Genomic DNA, 18891 nt, shown 5'->3' on the forward strand with positions numbered 1-18891 from the left:
AAACCAACAATCTCCGAAACCTAACCCCCCTTCCCCCCTTCCCTACAAGGGAATGGGGGTTTCAAAGCCTCTCCCCGCGTCGGGGAGAGGTTTGGAGAGGGGTTTATTGATACATTAAAAACTTTTCAAACATCCTCTAAAAAACGTGAATTTATTAACTGACAATTTTTTGTAGGTTGGGTAAAGCGACAGCGTAACCCAACATGAGATTACATAAATTCAAAATTGTACTTTATTTCACATTCCTAAATTTTGACGTTTTTAATAATTTTAAAATCATGAACAAAAACTCTATAGCATTCATATTTAGCGGCATGATTATCAGCTTAGGATTTTTACCGTCCTTAGCACAGGCAAAACAGCCTGTTTCTGATACCCAAGTTGCAGCAATGGTAGAAGCATTGCGACTAGCAGCACCTCAAACAAAAAAGCGCAATGATGGTTATTACAGCGAATGGCAAGTTAAACCAGAAACTCTTAAAGGTTGGTCAAAAACTTGTTTGAAGAAAGAATTAACACCAACTCAGTTTGAAAATGATCCCAAAATAGCTCGTCAAGTTATTTCTTGTATCACCAACCGAGAATTAAATAAGCAATTTGTAGCCACTAATAACAACGAAAATAGTGCTGTGCGTGGTGTCGCTTGTTGGTGGATGACTGGTAGCTATACAGGCTGTGATAAAGGCTTTACTGCTGATTATGTGCTGAAGGTAGTTCGCTTTTACAAGCAAGAAATTGCCAAACCAGCAGCAGTAACTTCTCCCACAAAGAAAAGTAGCCATTGAAATCATTTAAAATGAGGGATTATGCTCATAATCCCAACATTTATTATCTCGCCAAACTTCATTTTTTGACTCACACTTTTCCTTGTCTTTAGTACCAGGAATTGAGGTAGTTTGAATAATGTTTAAGCTGGATATAAGATATGAGATCATGAACGAACCTGTAGAGAAACCACAAAAGATTAAAGTTCCAAAAAAAAACGTAACGCTGACAAATCTGACAACAGCTACTACAGAAAAATTACGTTTTTTCCCATAGGGTTGATAGCGCATATATTTCCTCAAAATGGTGTTTATGGCAGATAACACCCTGGGAATGTTTACGCGCTGATAATATAATATCAACTTGCAAAATTATTTATAACAAAATATCACGGAGATTTCTGTTAGCTAATAGACTAAGCTAATTTTCGTTATTTAACTTGTATTAATGCTGTTTAACATTAATCTGCTTTATGACTCTGCCCAAGCTAAATCTTCGTTTACCCTGCCCGAATTTACCCTCAATACAGTTAAGAATAGTTACGAATCCGATGTGTGACAACATCTGTATAATAATTTTCTAGTGGGAGTTGCAAAACTAAGCAAGCCCTAGTCACAATAGTTACAACAGAACGCGATAAACAAAGGAAAAATCAATGGGTGTTAAAAGTTACCGTTACAACTCTGTCTACAACTCTGTCGTCGACTCCTTCACCTTTGACGATATTCAGTTTATTGACTACCAATGGCAAGTCTACAAGATATACGGCAACAAGCCGTCAACAGCAATATTACCCGGACCTCTCAACGCTGTGGGGGCGAAACCCACCAGCGGTTTCCGAAGCCTCAATGGCACCGACCAACAACTTTTCGACATACCCCAATCGCCCACGCAAACAACCTCAAGCCTTCAGATAACCTCGACAACTGACATTCGTTACCATGCTGGAGCGACAAACACCCTATTTCGCAATCTAACAGCCAGCAATTTTAGCAGTTATACAGGTGGATTCACAATTAACTTTGCCACAGGTTCCGTAAACTACACCGCAGCCTACGTTGCTGACTACAGCATTCGTGGCAACCTGATCTTCGATGCCCAGCCTAGACTGATCAGCAATCTGATTTCAAACCAAACAGGCAAAAGCTCGTTTGAGACCTTGGATAATCCCTATGCGCGTGAGTGGACACAGTCCGGCACCAGGACTGGCCTTGGCAGGGTGAGTCAAAACAACAATACTCGTCATGAAACAATCCTGACAGGCAGCAATCCGCTGCCAAATTCAGACTTTTTTGCCATCTTCGGCCAATATCACGATCATGGACTTGATTTCCTTGACAAGGGGAATGATGGCACTGTTTTAATACCCTTATTGCCTGGGGATCAACTCTACAACGCCGGCAGCACAACAAATTTCATGGCCCTATCAAGGGGCAACACAGTTCGCGTCAGGCTAGGGGAGGGTAGCAAAGATAGTTTATTGACAGAACTCGGACTGGATCAATATGCCCTGACTCAAACTTGGGATGTTGACAATGAAAATGCAGCGGTTGGCAGCGTTGCGTTCACAACGATTGCCAACGGTGGCAACCTTGTTCTGAATGATCAGATCATTACAATCCCAACAGGTTCAACCCTGAACCAAGTTGTTGATGCCTTCAACAAACAGTCTCCATTTACTGGGGTTATAGCTTCAATTGGCAGCAACGGAGTGCTGAAGCTTTCACCAAGAAATGGCAAAAGCTTTAATTTTACTTCGGCATTTGTTGATCTCAACCAAACCTATGGATCTACATTCAGCCATGGTGTATTTCTCAGGGAATACAAAGCCAATGGCGAACTCACTGGCGCCATGCTAACTGGCAGCAACAATGGTATTGCCCGCTGGACGGATCTGAAAAACAATGCCCTTCGAATTGGACTGGTCATCCACGATATTGACGTTAGCAGTGTGCCACTGGTTGAGGTGATTCCCGTGGGCAAGCCGGGGGCAGGAAGACTAGGCTTTGTTACCTTAAACAAAATTTCTGGCGAAAAAGGATACATTTTTGATACCGCATTACTAACAGCGGATTCAGTGCTGGTCAAGTCTGGATCAGCCTTCATGATTGATTTGGCCAACAACTGGCGAGGAGCCACGAGGCCAGCAGGTGAAAGCCAATTTAATGCAAATGGAGATCTTAAGGATGCTTCGGTGCTAAATCTCCATGCAGTAGGTGGAGATGGCCGCGCCAATGAAAATCTTGGACTTACCAGTCTTCACCAAATCTTTGCAAATGCACACAACGCTATTCTGAAACAATTAGAGGTCAACATTAGCGAATACCAGAAGCTAAATCGTGACTTCACCATGTCTGGTGAAGAAAAACTCGAGGCCGCCAAGCTGGTTACTGAACAGTTTTATCAGCACCATGTCTTTCAAGAATACGCACGTCGCATCACCCCCGATCTAGGAGCCTTCGCTGGGGTAAGTGCAGGTTTTAATCCTTCGATACTTGCTGAATTTGCTAGTTCGACCTTCCGCTTTGGCCACTCCCAGTTGAGTGAAACATTGGCCATGGCTAAGATTGACCCAGAGACCGGAATTGCTTTGACAGAAGGCAAGAAAGATATCCCGCTGCTGCAAGCCTTTCTAGCCCCTCAGTTGTATACAGACAAATCAGCGGCTGAGATTGTGGCAGGTACGTCGAACCAGGTTGGCAATTTAACTGATGAATATGTTACCAATACCTTAAGAAATGCACTTGTTGGCCTTCCCCTTGATCTTGCTGCCCTCAACATCGGCAGAGGCCAGGATAGCGGCATTTCCTCTCTGAACCAGGCACGGCGGGAGATGCAAGCCTTTCTACGCAATATCCGGCTTACACCTGGGACAACGGCCACGAATCAAACCAACAACGGAATTGATGCTCGTTTGGCCGCCCAGGAAGCCAATCTGCGTCCCTATGTGAGTTGGCGAGATTTTGGCAACCACCTGCTACACTCCGACTCCCTGAAGGGATTCATCATGGCTTACTCCCGTGATGCCATCCTAAGCAGCTACTCAAGCAATACGAATCTCAATTACTGGAATAACTTACAAGCCAGCAACAATGCGGCCGATGCATCCACCTATGCGGCTGCCTTATCCAGCGCGGCCGATGCGGCGATTCTAGATAACAACTTCATGGGTAATGCCTGGACTGGAACCAGCGTTAACGCCCTAGATCCGAATTACCAGGGAACTTCAGGGAATCAGGATTTCCAAAAGATCTCCCTTTGGATTGGCGGCCTAGCGGAGGCCAGAGTTCCCGGCGGTATGCTTGGACCGACCCATAATTTCATCTACTCTTATCAAATGCAGCAGCTAGAGCGAGGCGATGAAAACTACTACCTGAGCAAACTTGGTGGTACTGACTTGCTGGCCTCGATTCAAGGCAAAGTTTTGGCCGATCTCGTCATGGAATCCACTGGCGTTCGCCACCTCTATCACAAGATCTTTGCCGTCAACGATGCCGACTATGAACTCGACAGTGAATCCAACCTTGAATTCAACAGCAATGCAGCGCTGTCGGCGGCAACAAAAACAGTCACCGATATCTTTGGAGTCAGACAGACCGTAGGACTTGCAGGCTATGTCAATGACGTGTTCATAGGCAATGGCGGTAATTACTTGGATGCCCGCGGTGAGTTAAATCCCAATGGAATCGGTAATGCTAGTGAGATGTTTGGTGGCACTGATGATGCTGACACCATTAAGGGTCTCGGTGGCGATGACTGCATCTGGGGCGATGGCGGCAACGACGTCGCCTACGGCGGCACTGGTAATGACTTCATTGATGGCGGCACTGGCAATGACAATATATTTGGTGAAGCCGGCAATGACCTTCTTAGGGGTGGCGATGGGAACGATTCTATGTTTGGTGGAAGTGAAAACGATGATATGTATGGGGGAGAAGGCAATGACAAGATATTTGGCGAGACTGGCTCTGATGATATAAATGGCCAAGCTGGCAATGATCAGCTTTTTGGTGGGGACGACTCTGACACGCTCAAAGGCGGAGAGGGCAATGATAAGCTCTACGGTGAAGCAGGATCTGACGTACTGACGGGTGGAATGGGCAATGACAGCTTCTACTTCGATCAGCCACTTGCAACAACTGGTATTGATAGAATCACTGATTTCTCGCCTGACCTTGACAAGCTGGTTCTCAGCAGTGTCATCTACTCTCAGCTTTCGATTGTCAACCAATTTGAATCTATTGCTGGTTCAAGCACGGCCAATGTTATTGCGGAGGCCACAAGGAGCAATACCAGAATTGTCTACAACAGCAACAATGGAGCGCTCTCCTACGATATAGATGGCACTGGCTCGTCCCCAGGTGTACAAATTGCCACACTCAGCAAGTTCAACGCCTATTTTCCTTCCGACGTGCTCTCGGCCCAGGCTCTTTTTCCCGCGTTAACCGCATCCGATTTCATCATCATCGGCTGATGGTTGATTGCACACTCACTTCGGACCCTCCATGGGAGCCGAACTTGACGTGAAACTGAGATAGGTGTAAAAAGCTGCAAGATGGCCTGAAAACCTTTGTCCTATATGGTTTTGATACTTTGATACATTAGTGCCAAAAAAGCCGTGTTCGGTAGGGAGAAATCAGGACTTTTGAGGTCATCTTGCAGGAAAAAACAGATATCTCGGCTCAATGCCTTGACGGAGTTGCCAACAAAGTCAAAACAATATATTTTTGGATGATTTTCTTACTGCCATAGTTACTAAAAAACAAAAGTGGTTCAACTTGCGTTGAACCACCTGTTTGTAAATGCTGTTTAAAAAGCCCGTGACGAGGATTGAACTCGTGACCTCACCCTTACCAAGGGTGTGCTCTACCACTGAGCCACACGGGCGAAATAGAAACCAAAAATAAGATTTACAATGCTGTACATTTGTTTATAGTACAGCATTTATAATTCTTAATTTCTGTAGGATATGGGCCGAGCTGGATTTGAACCAGCGTAGGCGTAAACCAACGGATTTACAGTCCGTCTCCATTAACCACTCGGACATCGACCCGTTTGTGTCCCACGCTTAACTATAATAGCAGTAGTCTCTGGGTTTGGCAAGGGGTTGGAGAAAATATTTTTGGATAAAGTCTGAATCCTTTACTCCAAAGTAGTTTCTGAGATTTACACGATTAGTTCTCCATTTTTTTTGTAGAGAGTATAAGCGGGTTAGAAGTTCAGCTTGGGGGAAAAAATTCTAGCCGATACCGATATAAAGCCACTGGTCGAGAACCTGCGGTAAAATAATCAGGATCTTGGGGTGCAAGGTAGACAGCGGTTACTTGATTTGCTGTAATGGCTGGAGATGACGGAGAAAGTTTTTGATAAGCGGTAGTTGATTCTACAGTATTCAAATATGGACGAGAACTACCTTTAAATAATTGTTGGAAAACTTCAGAAGTAATGAATTGATCATCTGCTGTTGTTTCTGTAGCGCGATCGCTGATAATAGAAATTAATTGCCGTTCACCCCGCAAAAATGTAATTTGCCGGTTAGGCGATTTAGGATCTACTTTGGATGATAAAACAGCCTCATTCCCTAAATAAGCTCTGGATAGGTTTAAACTATTAAATTCTCTATCTGCAACTAATATTGATGCTTGCTTTTGGAAGTTAGCAAAAATTTTTAAACCCGAATTAGTTGGTTTAACTTTTATGAATTTAACTAAAAAACTAATTGGTTGATTTAATTGACTACGATTACCTTCAAAGCCTGGTGTAACTATATCCGGTGCTAAAGGTGCGGCTAAATCTACTAATGTGCTGGTAACTTTCCAAGTCCCAGACATCCATTCAGGGTAAACTAAATCTCCTTTGGCTGGTTTGACTGATGTTAATTTTTCCCATTGGGGGAATTTGGCTAAATGTTCTGCTAATTCTCCAGCTTGGGCTTGATTATTTCCTAAGAACAAAAAAAGCATTAAGCAAAAGCTAATAATTATTTTTATCACCATATTCAACAATTAATAATATTCATTTAGTTTAGATCCCCGACTTCTTTGAGAAGTCGGGAATCTAGGGATTTCAAAATTATAAGGTTTCTAGGGCTAAAGGTTGCCAAATTTCCCCATACTTTTCTTTTAAAATTTGCCAAGCTTCTACTTGTCCTGGTTCGTATTCTCCTGGTTTACCCCATTGCAAAAAGAGGCTTAATGCAGGTTTTTCTTCTGCATCTAAAAACCGAATTGCATAGGTTGTAAAATTCCCTCTTTTAGCTTCACCTGTTTCAAATTTCACTTGTTGAATCATATCCATATTCAAATGAAATTCAAAGCCTTCGGTGTGCATATTCGCATATTTACCTTTTGGTAATTCGGCGTAATATAGCTTTTCTATTTTTCCTCTAGCTTCTAAAACAGCGGCGCTACTGGTGACAATTAGGCGCAAAGTTCCCAAGGTTTCACAAGCTTCTAAAAATTCTTTCAATGTTGTTGTCATATTTGTTGATTGTTTAGTTGTTAGTGTTTCATTTCAGATTTATGACCAATTTAAATGTACTACGTTTCGTATTTCTCATAAGCAGCAACAATTCGTTGCACTAAAGGATGACGCACCACATCTTTTTGGGAAAATTCGCAAATCGCAATTCCTTCCACGTTTCTGAGAATTTGCAAAGCTACATCTAAACCTGATTTTTGATAATGTGGTAAATCAGTTTGGGTAACATCACCTGTAATCACCATGCGGGAGTTAAAACCCAATCGGGTTAAAACCATTTTCATTTGCGCCGGTGTGGTATTTTGAGCTTCGTCAACGATGATAAAGGCGTTATTTAATGTCCGTCCCCGCATATAAGCTAGTGGTGCGACTTCGATGATTTCCCGTTCAATTAAATTGGGGACTTTTTCGGGATCTATGAATTCATTAATGGCATCATAAAGAGGACGCAAATAGGGATTGACTTTTTGCTGTAAGTCTCCTGGTAAAAAGCCGAGTTTTTCCCCTGCTTCTACTGCGGGACGGGTTAAAATCAGCCGTTCAAATTGATTACTGAGTAGGGCTTGAACGGCGATAACTACCGCGAGATAGGTTTTTCCTGTTCCCGCAGGACCGATACAAAAGGTTAAATCCCGTCTGCGGAGTGCGTCTATATATTGGCGTTGGTGAAAGGTTTTAGCGCGAATTTCAAAACCTCGGCGAGTTTTGGCGAGGATATCGCGCTGTAGGTCTTGTAATTGGTCTTCTGTATTTGTGTCCAGGGCTTGACGGGCTGTGAGAATATCAGCACTAGAGATATTATTACCTTTACTCCACAAATTTTCTAGCGATCGCACTAATCGCTTTACTAATTCTACCTGTTTAGGTGTTCCCGAAATTAATAATTCTTGTCCCCGCAGAACTAAGTTAGCTCCTGTTTGTTGGCATAATAACTTGATATTTGCCTCACCATATCCAGCTAGAGCGATCGCACTGGACATATTCGGCAGTTCAATTATGGAATCATCTGCCATATTATTGCTGAATTGGGTAAAAAGTAGTTGTTAACAAAATTAATATTTTCCGATTAAATGTAAATTGAAAATTCTATAATTTTCTGTTAATTAGTATTTGTATGATTGGGAAATGGGCTGACAACATTTGTTAATTCTTGGCTGGTAAATCCGCCATAAAAACGGAATTATTCGCCAAGATTTGACAATGCTGTTGTCCCCTCTCTCCATCTTCCCCAGAATTAAATCTGTTACCAACCATTTAAACTAACTAGGAGAGTGCGGCAAAAATCACTAATTATTAAAAACCACTAAAAAGCTTTTGTAATTTGCTTTTTCAATTTTTAATTTTTAATTTTTAATTCCGCCCTGCGGTACTAGCGTAAACGTGGTTTAACAACAGGTTTGGGAATATTGTTCTCTCGTTCTTTCGACTTGGGTGGTAGTATCCGCTCTTCCTGTTCTTCATCAAAAGACACACTTTCCCGACCTTGGGAACTGTTGCCATAAATATCCAGGTATACTGATTGCCCAGCTAGTTCGGCTGCGGCGGCAATTACAGTGCGAATTGCCTGGATATTTCGTCCCCCTCGACCAAACACTTTTTCTTTATCTGTGCTATTAAAAGCAATGCGAACCCAAGCCCGCTTGAGGGTTTGAGACATTTCACAATCAACGCTTAAAGATTCTGGAGATTCTAAAAACGGCTGCACAAGAAACTCTACCAGCCCAACATAATTGGGACTGGTTGCTAGGGATTTCATCTCAAGACTATGATGCGGCTGTTGCACTGACCTGTTCAAAAACGTTAGCTTTTACGAGGATACTACGAACTGTATCGGTAGGTTGAGCGCCTTGTTGTAGACGCTTAATGATACCAGGAATGTTTAATTTTACTTCATCAGTTCTGGGGTTATAAAATCCTAGTTCTTCTAGGGGGCGACCGTCACGACGGGCAAGATTGTTAATAGCAACAATCCGGTAACTTGCTTCGCGCTTTTTGCCAAATCTTTTTAAACGCAATTTGATCATGTTGAGAACTGTTTCTCCTGTTCCTAGTGAGTGAGTTTGTAACTGATTGATAAGGAAGTGATGGGGACATTATACCCGCCTTCACAACTTCCAACACTGAAATGCTAATTTTAGCACTTTCTAGCCGTGAATGGCGATTAGTTTAGTTGTCAGTTGTCAGTTGGAAAGTATCGGCTCAATAAGTAGGGGTAGGAGAAAAAAATCAAGTCAGCGAGGAACACGCAATATCATAGAATATGACAGATGACGCAAAAACTAGATTCGAGTAAGAAATCGGGAGAAGAAATTTCCCTTTTGTAGTAAATTCAACTATGTATAATTAGAGGGTGTTTGAAAAGTCCGACAGTTGGTAAAAAATCTCTCTCAATATACGCTGTGAATAGATGGTAAACACATCATAATATAGGGTAGGCAATTTTGCCCACCCCATACAGATTTTACACAGTGTTGAAAAACTAACCTAAATTAATTCCCTTCCCGTAACTTATCCAACACACTGCGATCTTCCAAAGTCGAAGTATCCCCCGATATTTCCTGTCCTGATGCCAAATTCCGCAATAAACGCCGCATAATCTTCCCAGAACGGGTTTTTGGTAAAGCATCAGTAAACCTGATTTCACCAGGACGAGCGATCGCTCCAATCTCATTGACAACGTGCTTTTTCAGTTCCTTACTCAACTCCTCACTGGCTTGATAAGTCCCTTCCAAAGTCACAAAAGCCACAACTTCCTCACCCTTCAAATCATCCGGTTTACCCACCACCGCAGCCTCAGCCACCGCCGGATGAGACACTAGGGCAGATTCTACTTCCATCGTCCCCAAGCGGTGTCCAGAGACATTCAGAACATCATCCACGCGCCCCATGACCCAGAAATAGCCGTCCTCATCCTTTCTCGCCCCATCACCAGCAAAATACGTATAATTACCATTTGTGGGCGGAATATGTTCCCAGTAAGTCCGCCGGAAACGATCAGGATCACCGTACACAGTCCGCATCATTCCCGGCCAAGGATGACGAATTGCTAAATAACCACCTTCATTATCAGGGACAGAATTCCCGTCTAAATCCACCACATCCGCAATAATACCAGGGAAGGGGAGAGTGGCTGAACCTGGTTTAGTAGCAATTGCCCCAGGTAGAGGTGTAATCATAATCCCACCTGTCTCCGTTTGCCACCAAGTATCCACAATTGGACAGCGTTCACCACCAATGATTTTGTGATACCACATCCAAGCTTCGGGGTTAATGGGTTCACCCACGCTTCCCAGTAATCGTAGGGAAGAAAGATTACGTTTGTTAGGATGGTGTTCACCCATTTTGATAAAGGCGCGAATTGCCGTTGGTGCAGTATAAAAAATATTAACACCGTATTTCTCAATGACATCCCAGAAGCAACCAGGATTAGAAGCACGGGGCGCACCTTCATACATGAGAGTGGTTGCCCCGTTGGAAAGGGGTCCATAAACTATATAGCTATGTCCCGTAATCCAACCGACATCGGCAGTACACCAATATACATCAGTATCTTGAAGATCAAAAATCCATTTGGTAGTGATATGGCTGTATAAGTTATAACCGCCTGTGGTGTGGACTACTCCTTTCGGTTTGCCTGTACTACCGGAAGTATAGAGAACAAACAACATATCTTCGCTGTCCATAGGTTCAGCGGGACAATCAGCAGAAACGCCTTGTTGTAAATCGTGCCACCAATGGTCACGTCCTGCTGCCATCTGTGTTGTTTGATTTGTGCGTTTGACAACTAGCACATCTGTAATGCTGGGAACTGCATTATTCTCTAAAGCTTTATCCACCTGTTCTTTGAGGGGTACAATTGCATCCTTGCGCCAACCACCATCCGCTGTGATTACTAACTTAGCTTCGGCATCATTCAAGCGATCACGCAAAGCTTCAGCACTAAAACCACCGAAAACAACGCTATGAGGTGCGCCAATTCTCGCACAGGCTAACATGGCAATGGCAGCTTCGGGAATCATCGGCATATAAATCCCAATGCGATCGCCTTTTTTTGCTCCTAGCTGCTTTAATACATTTGCAAACTGGCACACTTCCCGATGCAATTGAGCATAAGTCAGCGTCCGTGAATCTCCCGGTTCTCCTTCCCAAATCAATGCCGCTTTATTTTTCCGCCAAGTAGTGAGATGTCTGTCAAGACAATTGTAAGAAATATTAATCTTACCGTTGACAAACCACTGAGCAAAAGGTGGTTGCCAATCTAGGACAGTGTCCCATTTTTGAAACCAGTGTAACTCAGTTTCCGCCAATTCTGCCCAAAATTGTTGAGGATCTGCTTTGGCTTTGTCGTAAAGTCGCTGATAATCTGCTAAACTTTTGATCTGGGCATTTTCCGAAAATTCACTGCTAGGCGGAAATAGCCGCTTTTCCTGTAAAATGGATTCTATGGTTGGTTGAGACATAATGATGGATGCAAATGATAATGATATTGTGACTGAAAACTATTTTTAACGAAGTTGTGCTGAGTGTAAAGATTATTTACTGATCTGCTCAACTAGTCCTACTCTAGTCCGACAATTAGTTAATGCTGAATTATTCAGTACACCCTAAGATAAAATAATGATCATGTTTTTAACAACCTTATTTACCGATTTAGTAGGATATAACTCTTTAGATGCTGTGTTAGTGTTTTACAATAGGGTATAGTTTGCAAGCCAGAGAAATTAAGGATAAACTAAATTTACTAATCGAGCAAGCCGCTGAAATAGATCCAAGTCTCACGATAAAATTAAGAGATATCAACCGTTGGATTAAACATATCAAGCTTGGTTCACTGATATCCAAACCCATCGTTGTCGCTTTTTTATTAGAAGTAATTACGGACTCTAAGGTTTGGTTAGCAATTAAATCTTTACCTTCAGAGGAAGACCAAAAACTCCAGTTTGAGCAAATGACCGCCAATGAAAGATATTGGTACAGTTGTCTATTTCCTAAATGGATAAACGCCACAGATACCAAATTTTATATTTGGAAGAAAAAAATGATGGCGGGGGAATTTAATCAGGCTGATAGTGATATCATTAAATATATAGCTCAGGATGTTGTTCATCGAGAAGGGGATTTTTGGCGGCGTTATATAGCTGACCTTTCTATGGCAACAGACCTGATAGTTAGCAATCACCAAAATAAACCACTCTGTATTCAAGTTACCAGTGTCAGTGAAGAATTTCATAACACCAAGTATCAAAAGTGGCAAAATTCACTGCAATTGTGGGAAATAGAAAGAGGATTATTTCTCAGTTACAATCCCCAAGACAATGATTTTATTCATCAGTTAGTCAATGTTGCACTGTATAACAGTGATCATCTTGCGGAAGGGAAGTATATGAATTTTTCCTGATTCCCGAATATTGAAATCGAAATCTGTGTCCTAGCTAACATCATTAATCCGCTGAAAATACCATTTATGGTTAACCAACAACAGACTAATAATAGCGCTCAACTCGAAAACCTGACAGAAGCGTTAGCAGCAGCTCGGAATATGCAGCAAGATTGGTTAAATTATGGACTAAATTTTGTTCATATTTATGTAGAAGATGTGGAAGGTGATTGGCTAGAAACCTGGGGAGATGATGAAATATCTAATCCTTTATTTGATTCTATTAAAGACTTTTTAGTTAGTGATGATGATGTGGCTATCAAAATCAGAAATTATATGGGAGATACATCATTGTTTGATTTAGCAGTAGATTTAGAAGAATGTTTGAGAATCTCTAGAGAAAATGACAAAATATCGGCTGTGAAAGATGTGTTAGTAAGTGATATTAATCTTGATATTGATAATTTGGAATTATTGGATTTAGCTAGTTATTTTGTCAACAAGTGTTGTCACAAAAATTCAGAACCTAGAATTGTTGAAGTATAGTTTTCGAGAGTTTCAGAGAGTTTCAGATCCCTGACTTCTCTAAGAAGTCAGGGATCTTGTTTGTGGTATATAAAAGATAATAAATTTTAAAAATCAATTTTTAACCAAAACATAATTTACTCACCTTTGTTGCTATAATGACGATTAATGTATCAGTAAATCAGACTAAGTAGGTTGGCGTTGAAAATTGTCGTCATAGCACTAGGCTTGAGGCAAGAGGCAAGAGTAAAGAAGTTTTCAGCGATTTTACATTTCTTTACACAGTTTGGTTTTATTGTGTTCACCTACTTAACTAAAAACTGTTAATTTAAAATCCCCTTATTTTACCAAATACTAATATGTCATTTGTTCCTTTACATATTCACAGTGATTACAGCTTGCTTGATGGTGCTAGTCAACTACCAGAATTGGTAGATCGAGCGATCGCATTAGGAATGAAAGCGATCGCCCTCACAGATCATGGTGTCATGTATGGGGCAGTTGAACTCATTAAAATCTGCCGCAGTAAGACTATAAAGCCAATAATTGGCAACGAAATGTATATCCTAAACGGTGATATTGACAAACAAGAACGCCGTCCCAAATATCATCAAGTCGTATTAGCAAAAAACACACAAGGCTATAAAAACTTAGTTAAAATCACCACAATTTCCCATCTTCAAGGAGTACAAGGTAAAGGCATTTTTTCCCGTCCTTGTATTAACAAAGATTTACTCAAGCAATATCGTGAAGGTTTAATAGTTACTAGCGCTTGTTTAGGGGGAGAAATTCCCCAAGCAATTATGAGTAATCGCCCAGATGCAGCCAGAAAAGTTGCTAAATGGTATAAAGAAGTATTTGGGGAAGATTTTTATTTAGAAATTCAAGATCATGGTTCTCAAGAAGACCGGATTGTGAATGTAGAAATTGTCAAAATTGCGAGGGAATTAGGAATTAAATTTATTGCTACCAATGACTCCCATTTTATCTCTTGTTTTGATGTAGAATCCCATGATGCCTTGCTATGTATTCAAACCGGCAAACTCATCAGCGAAGATAAAAGAATGCGATATAGCGGCACAGAATACCTCAAATCATCAGAAGAAATGCACCAGTTATTTCGTGATCATTTACCCGATGATGTCATTGCTGAAGCCATAGCCACCACAGAAGAAATTGCTGATAAAGTTGAACCTTATCACATCATGGGTGATCCCCAAATTCCCACACCCCAAATACCTTCAGGACATACAGCAGATACCTATGCAGAAGAAGTTGCTTGGGACGGACTTTTAGAAAGATTAAAACGCAAATCTCGCAACGAAGTAGATCCAGTCTATAAAGAAAGATTGGAATATGAATTAAAAATGATTCAACAAATGGGATTTTCCACCTACTTTTTAGTAGTGTGGGACTACATCAAATTTGCGCGAGATAATAATATTCCCGTCGGTCCAGGACGGGGTTCTGCGGCAGGTTCTTTAGTAGCTTATGCCATGAAAATTACGAATATTGACCCCGTACATCATGGCTTATTATTTGAAAGATTTCTCAATCCTGAACGCAAATCAATGCCGGATATTGATACAGATTTCTGCATTGATAAACGAGATCAAGTCATTGATTATGTAACTAATAAATATGGTGTTGATAGAGTTGCCCAAATCATCACTTTTAACCGTCTGACATCAAAAGCAGTGTTAAAAGATGTCGCTAGAGTGTTAGACATTCCCTATGGGGATTCTGACAAAATGGCGAAAATGATTCCTGTAGTTCGGGGTAAACCCACAAAACTGAAAGTGATGATTTCCGATGAAACTCCCGAACCAGAATTTAAAGCCAAATATGATAATGATCCCACTGTACGGCGCTGGATTGACATGGCCATGCGAATTGAAGGAACTAACAAAACCTTCGGGGTTCATGCTGCTGGTGTCGTTATTTCCGCAGAACCATTAGATGAACTTGTTCCTCTACAACGAAATAATGATGGTTCTGTAATTACTCAATATTTCATGGAAGATTTGGAATCATTGGGATTATTAAAAATGGACTTTTTGGGTTTGCGGAACTTAACCCTAATTCAAAAAACCATTGATTTAATTGAACAAAGTAAAGGATATCGAATTGATCCTGATGAAATTACCGGACAGGAAAGAAAAGCACAAAAAATATTAGCTAAAGGTGATCATACTAACTTACCAAAAGACGTTGCTAAAGCTTATTCATTATTAGAAGCAGGTGATTTAGAAGGAATATTTCAATTAGAATCTTCAGGAATGAAACAGATAGTCCGAGATTTAAAACCTTCAAACATTGAAGATATTTCTTCCATTCTAGCACTTTATCGCCCAGGACCATTAGATGCAGGATTAATTCCTAAATTTATTAATCGTAAACATGGACGAGAAGAAATTGAATATGATACTCAAATTTTAGAACCAATATTAAATGAAACCTACGGAATCATGGTTTATCAAGAGCAAATTATGAAAATTGCTCAAGATATGGCTGGTTATAGCTTAGGACAAGCTGATTTACTCCGTCGGGCTATGGGTAAAAAGAAAGTATCAGAAATGGAGAAACAAAAGCAAAATTTTATTGATGGTTCGGCAAAAAATGGTGTAATACCCCAAGTTTCTGAACATTTATTTGGGGATATGTTGAAGTTTGCCGAATACTGTTTAAGTTATGACACAGAAATTTTAACCGTTGAATATGGTTTTTTAGAGATTGGGGAAATTGTTGAAAAACAGATTGAATGTAAAGTTTATACTATTGATAGTAATGGAATGCTTTATACTCAATCAATTGCCCAATGGCATAATCGGGGACAGCAAGAAGTTTATGAATATTTGTTAGAAAATGGGGCAATTATTCGCGCTACAAAAGACCATAAATTTATGACTGAAGCAGGGCAAATGTTACCAATTGATGAGATATTTGCCCAAGGTTTGGATTTATTGCAAGTGGGTGTTGGTGAATAAAAGCATGGATTTATCGAGCTTCGCTAACACGCAGAGGCACAGAGGCGTAAAGAGTAGGAGCTTATAAAATGTAATTGTTAACTTTTATACTTTAAAAAACAAACAAACTTAACCCGACTCAACAATACTTAAGATCAGTATTCACATCTCTTCTTTATTTACCTCTGCGCCCTCTGTGCCTCTGTGGTTCGTTAAAAATTAACTACTTAACTAACCACATATAACTATATACACATACATAGCATACTGATTATACAATTACATATCAGTATATTCTCACTGGTTTAAAGCCCATTAGTAATGGTAACTTAAAATACGTAACCATTTTAGACGGGTAAAGAAAATGGCTGTTGGCATAGAAGAACAGGGTAGCAAGTTTATCACCACCGAAGCAATCAAAAATCAAGACGGAGAACAGAAGGTTTGGGACGCTTTCCGTAGTGCTTTTGCTGATAGAAACTGCATTGGATATTGGCGTTATCCCATTTTTTCCAAAGCTGGAGAAATTAGAAAAGAGCCGGATATCTTAATAGTTGATAGAGAATTTGGTGTAGTTGTAATTGAAGTCAAATCTATAAATATTGACCAAATTGCCGCTATTAATGGTCAACAATGGCAATTGCTTTGGGGTGATACTACAGAAATAAATCCCTACCAACAAGCAGAACATCAACTGCGAGCATTAATATCATATAGTGATAGAGAAACAGCACTTTGGCGAAAAGTTAATGGTAGAGCCATAGTTGCATTACCGCAAATTACCACAGAACAATGGCAGCAAAAAGGCTTTGACCAATTACCAGATATTCCGCCAATTATATTTCAAGACCAATTAGGAAAAGTTGCTTTAATTGAACAAATTCAACAAGCTAATATTGTCATTCCTGGAGCAGATTTAGAAGCTAAAAATTGGGAATTATTATTATCAGTGATAGGCGGTACACCTGTATTGCGGAAACCTCCCCGAAATCAAGTCAATACCACTGGGAAAACCCGTTCTAATGTCATTGATAGTTTACGAGAAAAACTCTATGAGATTGATTTACAACAAGAACATATTGGTAAAGAAATTCCCCCAGGACCTCAGCGCATTCGCGGTATTGCCGGCTCAGGAAAAACTGTTTTACTATGTCAAAAAGCCGCACATATGCACCTGAAACATCCAGATTGGGATATTGCTTTAGTATTTTTTACCCGTTCTTTATATGATTTAATGATTGGTTTACTCGACCAATGGATAAAGCGTTTTAGTTGTGGTGAAATGCACTATGACCCAAAAACAAACTCTAAATTACAAGTGTTTCATGCTTGGGGAGCAAAGGAACAAGCTGGTTTATATCGCACTATTTGTGAACATCATGGTAAAAGACCAGGAACTGTACAAAACACCAATGAAAGACAGCCAAATCGAGGTTTAATAGATTTAAGTAAACGGCTATTGGAAGAAATTACTATTGAACCAATGTTTGATGCCATCTTAATTGATGAAGGTCAAGATTTAGTAGCCGAAGATGATTTAAAATATCAGGACAAACAAGCTATTTATTGGTTAGCTTATCAATCTTTACGACCTGCTGATTCTGAACACCCAGAACAAAAACGCTTGATTTGGGCTTATGACGAAGCTCAAAGTTTAGATAGTTTAAAAATTCCTACCGCACCAGAATTATTTGGGATAGATACTAATCTTAATAAGGCGGTAACTGGTAGCTATAAAGGTGGCATTAAAAAATCAGAAATTATGCGCCGTTGCTATCGTACACCAGGTCAAATTCTCACATCTGCTCACGCTATTGGTATGGGTTTGTTACGTCCAGAAGGAATGCTGACAGGACTCACAAATCAAAAAGCATGGAAGGAAATTGGTTATGAAGTTGTCGGCGATAGTAAATTTATTTCTGGTAGACAAATTACATTGCGCCGTCCGCCAGAAAACTCACCAAATCCCATATCAGAAATCTGGGGAAAACCTGTATTAGAATTTGAAACTTATGGTTCTCGTCAGGAAGAAATGAAGGCTTTGGCTGAGAAAATTATGCACAATATTGTCCATGACGGACTTAACCCCAGCCGAGATATTTTAGTAGTAATTTTAGGATCTACCTATGAAGCAATGGAATTAGAAACCCAGATAGCTGGCTTTTTAATGGAATATGACATTGATGTTTATATCCCTACAGCTTTAAAGTTAAATGATTTAGTTCCCCAATATCCCAATCATGATCCTGATAAATTTTGGCACGAAGGTGGTGTGACGGTATCACGGATTACTCGCGCTAAAGGACATGAAGCGGATATGGTTTATGTGGTGGGTTTTGATAATGTAGCGCGGAATGAAAATGACGTGAATTTCCGCAACCAGTTATTTGTGGCTTTAACCAGGGCGCGAGGTTGGGCTAATTTAAGCGGTGTTGGTAGTTATCCTATGTATGAGGAAATGCGAAAGGTCATAGCTAGTGGAGAGAGTTTTACTTTTACTTACAAGCGTCCACCTAAACGTGATATTGGAGATAGTGAGTAAGCACTATCCGAAAATATCAGGTAATTAAATTCAATGCTGTATAACTCCAGCTTGCATTTGCAAACTGGAGAGTATAAAACATCTAGTAGTGTTATTTAGGGGCTGCTGAATAAACCTAGAACTGAGATATATCAAGAGTTTGAAGGTAAAAAAGGTGAATCAGGTGCAAGGAATAAGGGTTGAAATCAGCAAAAACCTATCACTTGACCAGATTCAATACTATTCTTCTCTTCTTC

The 18891-nt window shown here is 40.5% G+C and carries 11 protein-coding genes, 2 tRNA genes and 1 pseudogene; 6 read left to right on the plus strand and 8 right to left on the minus strand.

Annotated elements, in window-relative coordinates:
- Nucleotides 1-278: 278 nt before the first annotated feature.
- Both PN450_RS00665 and PN450_RS00670 read left to right on the plus strand, forming a co-directional pair.
- Complete coding sequence (locus PN450_RS00665; protein WP_271835047.1) at nt 279-785, plus strand: hypothetical protein; 507 nt, start codon at nt 279-281, stop codon at nt 783-785.
- A 635-nt stretch (nt 786-1420) separates the two neighbouring features.
- A complete protein-coding gene (locus tag PN450_RS00670; protein WP_271835049.1) occupies nt 1421-5239 on the plus strand; it encodes a peroxidase family protein in 3819 nt (1272 codons plus the stop codon).
- A 341-nt stretch (nt 5240-5580) separates the two neighbouring features.
- Here PN450_RS00670 and PN450_RS00675 read toward each other — a convergent pair.
- The 8 genes and pseudogenes from PN450_RS00675 to acs form a co-directional block, all read right to left on the minus strand.
- Nucleotides 5581-5652: transfer RNA gene (locus PN450_RS00675), tRNA-Thr, on the minus strand.
- Nucleotides 5653-5735: 83 nt separating this feature from the next.
- A tRNA-Tyr gene (locus PN450_RS00680) sits at nt 5736-5818 on the minus strand.
- Nucleotides 5819-5984: 166 nt separating this feature from the next.
- Nucleotides 5985-6761: a DUF6816 family protein gene (locus tag PN450_RS00685; protein WP_334311471.1), complete on the minus strand. Its 777-nt coding sequence runs from the start codon at nt 6759-6761 to the stop codon at nt 5985-5987.
- 76 nt (nt 6762-6837) lie between these two features.
- Nucleotides 6838-7251: pseudogene (locus PN450_RS00690) on the minus strand (ChuX/HutX family heme-like substrate-binding protein); the annotation flags it as partial.
- A 53-nt stretch (nt 7252-7304) separates the two neighbouring features.
- On the minus strand, nt 7305-8258 hold the full coding sequence (locus PN450_RS00695; RefSeq protein WP_168631952.1) for a PhoH family protein: 954 nt from the start codon (nt 8256-8258) through the stop codon (nt 7305-7307).
- Nucleotides 8259-8614: 356 nt separating this feature from the next.
- Nucleotides 8615-9001: a KH domain-containing protein gene (locus PN450_RS00700; RefSeq protein WP_148760850.1), complete on the minus strand. Its 387-nt coding sequence runs from the start codon at nt 8999-9001 to the stop codon at nt 8615-8617.
- 7 nt (nt 9002-9008) lie between these two features.
- Nucleotides 9009-9269 carry a 30S ribosomal protein S16 gene (gene rpsP / locus PN450_RS00705; RefSeq protein WP_015081384.1) on the minus strand — a complete coding sequence of 87 codons (261 nt, stop codon included), beginning with the start codon at nt 9267-9269 and terminating at the stop codon, nt 9009-9011.
- A gap of 465 nt (nt 9270-9734) precedes the next feature.
- On the minus strand, nt 9735-11705 hold the full coding sequence (gene acs / locus PN450_RS00710; RefSeq protein WP_271835054.1) for an acetate--CoA ligase: 1971 nt from the start codon (nt 11703-11705) through the stop codon (nt 9735-9737).
- A gap of 245 nt (nt 11706-11950) precedes the next feature.
- On the opposite strand from acs, the gene PN450_RS00715 reads away from it, so the two are divergent.
- The 4 genes from PN450_RS00715 to PN450_RS00730 all read left to right on the plus strand — a co-directional run bounded on the left by PN450_RS00715 (nt 11951) and on the right by PN450_RS00730 (nt 18655).
- Nucleotides 11951-12643 (plus strand): hypothetical protein, encoded by a 693-nt coding sequence (locus tag PN450_RS00715; protein ID WP_148760846.1) that lies wholly within the window; start codon nt 11951-11953, stop codon nt 12641-12643.
- A 66-nt stretch (nt 12644-12709) separates the two neighbouring features.
- The gene (locus PN450_RS00720) at nt 12710-13168 is read left to right on the plus strand and encodes a hypothetical protein (protein ID WP_015083674.1); all 459 of its coding nucleotides are present in this window, start codon (nt 12710-12712) and stop codon (nt 13166-13168) included.
- Nucleotides 13169-13506: 338 nt separating this feature from the next.
- Nucleotides 13507-16134, plus strand: coding sequence for a DNA polymerase III subunit alpha (locus PN450_RS00725; RefSeq protein ID WP_271835057.1), 2628 nt, complete (start codon nt 13507-13509; stop codon nt 16132-16134).
- A gap of 343 nt (nt 16135-16477) precedes the next feature.
- Nucleotides 16478-18655, plus strand: a complete 2178-nt coding sequence (locus PN450_RS00730; RefSeq protein ID WP_271835058.1) for a DEAD/DEAH box helicase — start codon at nt 16478-16480, stop codon at nt 18653-18655.
- Nucleotides 18656-18891: the final 236 nt, after the last annotated feature.

The organism is Dolichospermum lemmermannii CS-548, from assembly GCF_028330815.1.
Classification (GTDB): domain Bacteria; phylum Cyanobacteriota; class Cyanobacteriia; order Cyanobacteriales; family Nostocaceae; genus Dolichospermum; species Dolichospermum lemmermannii.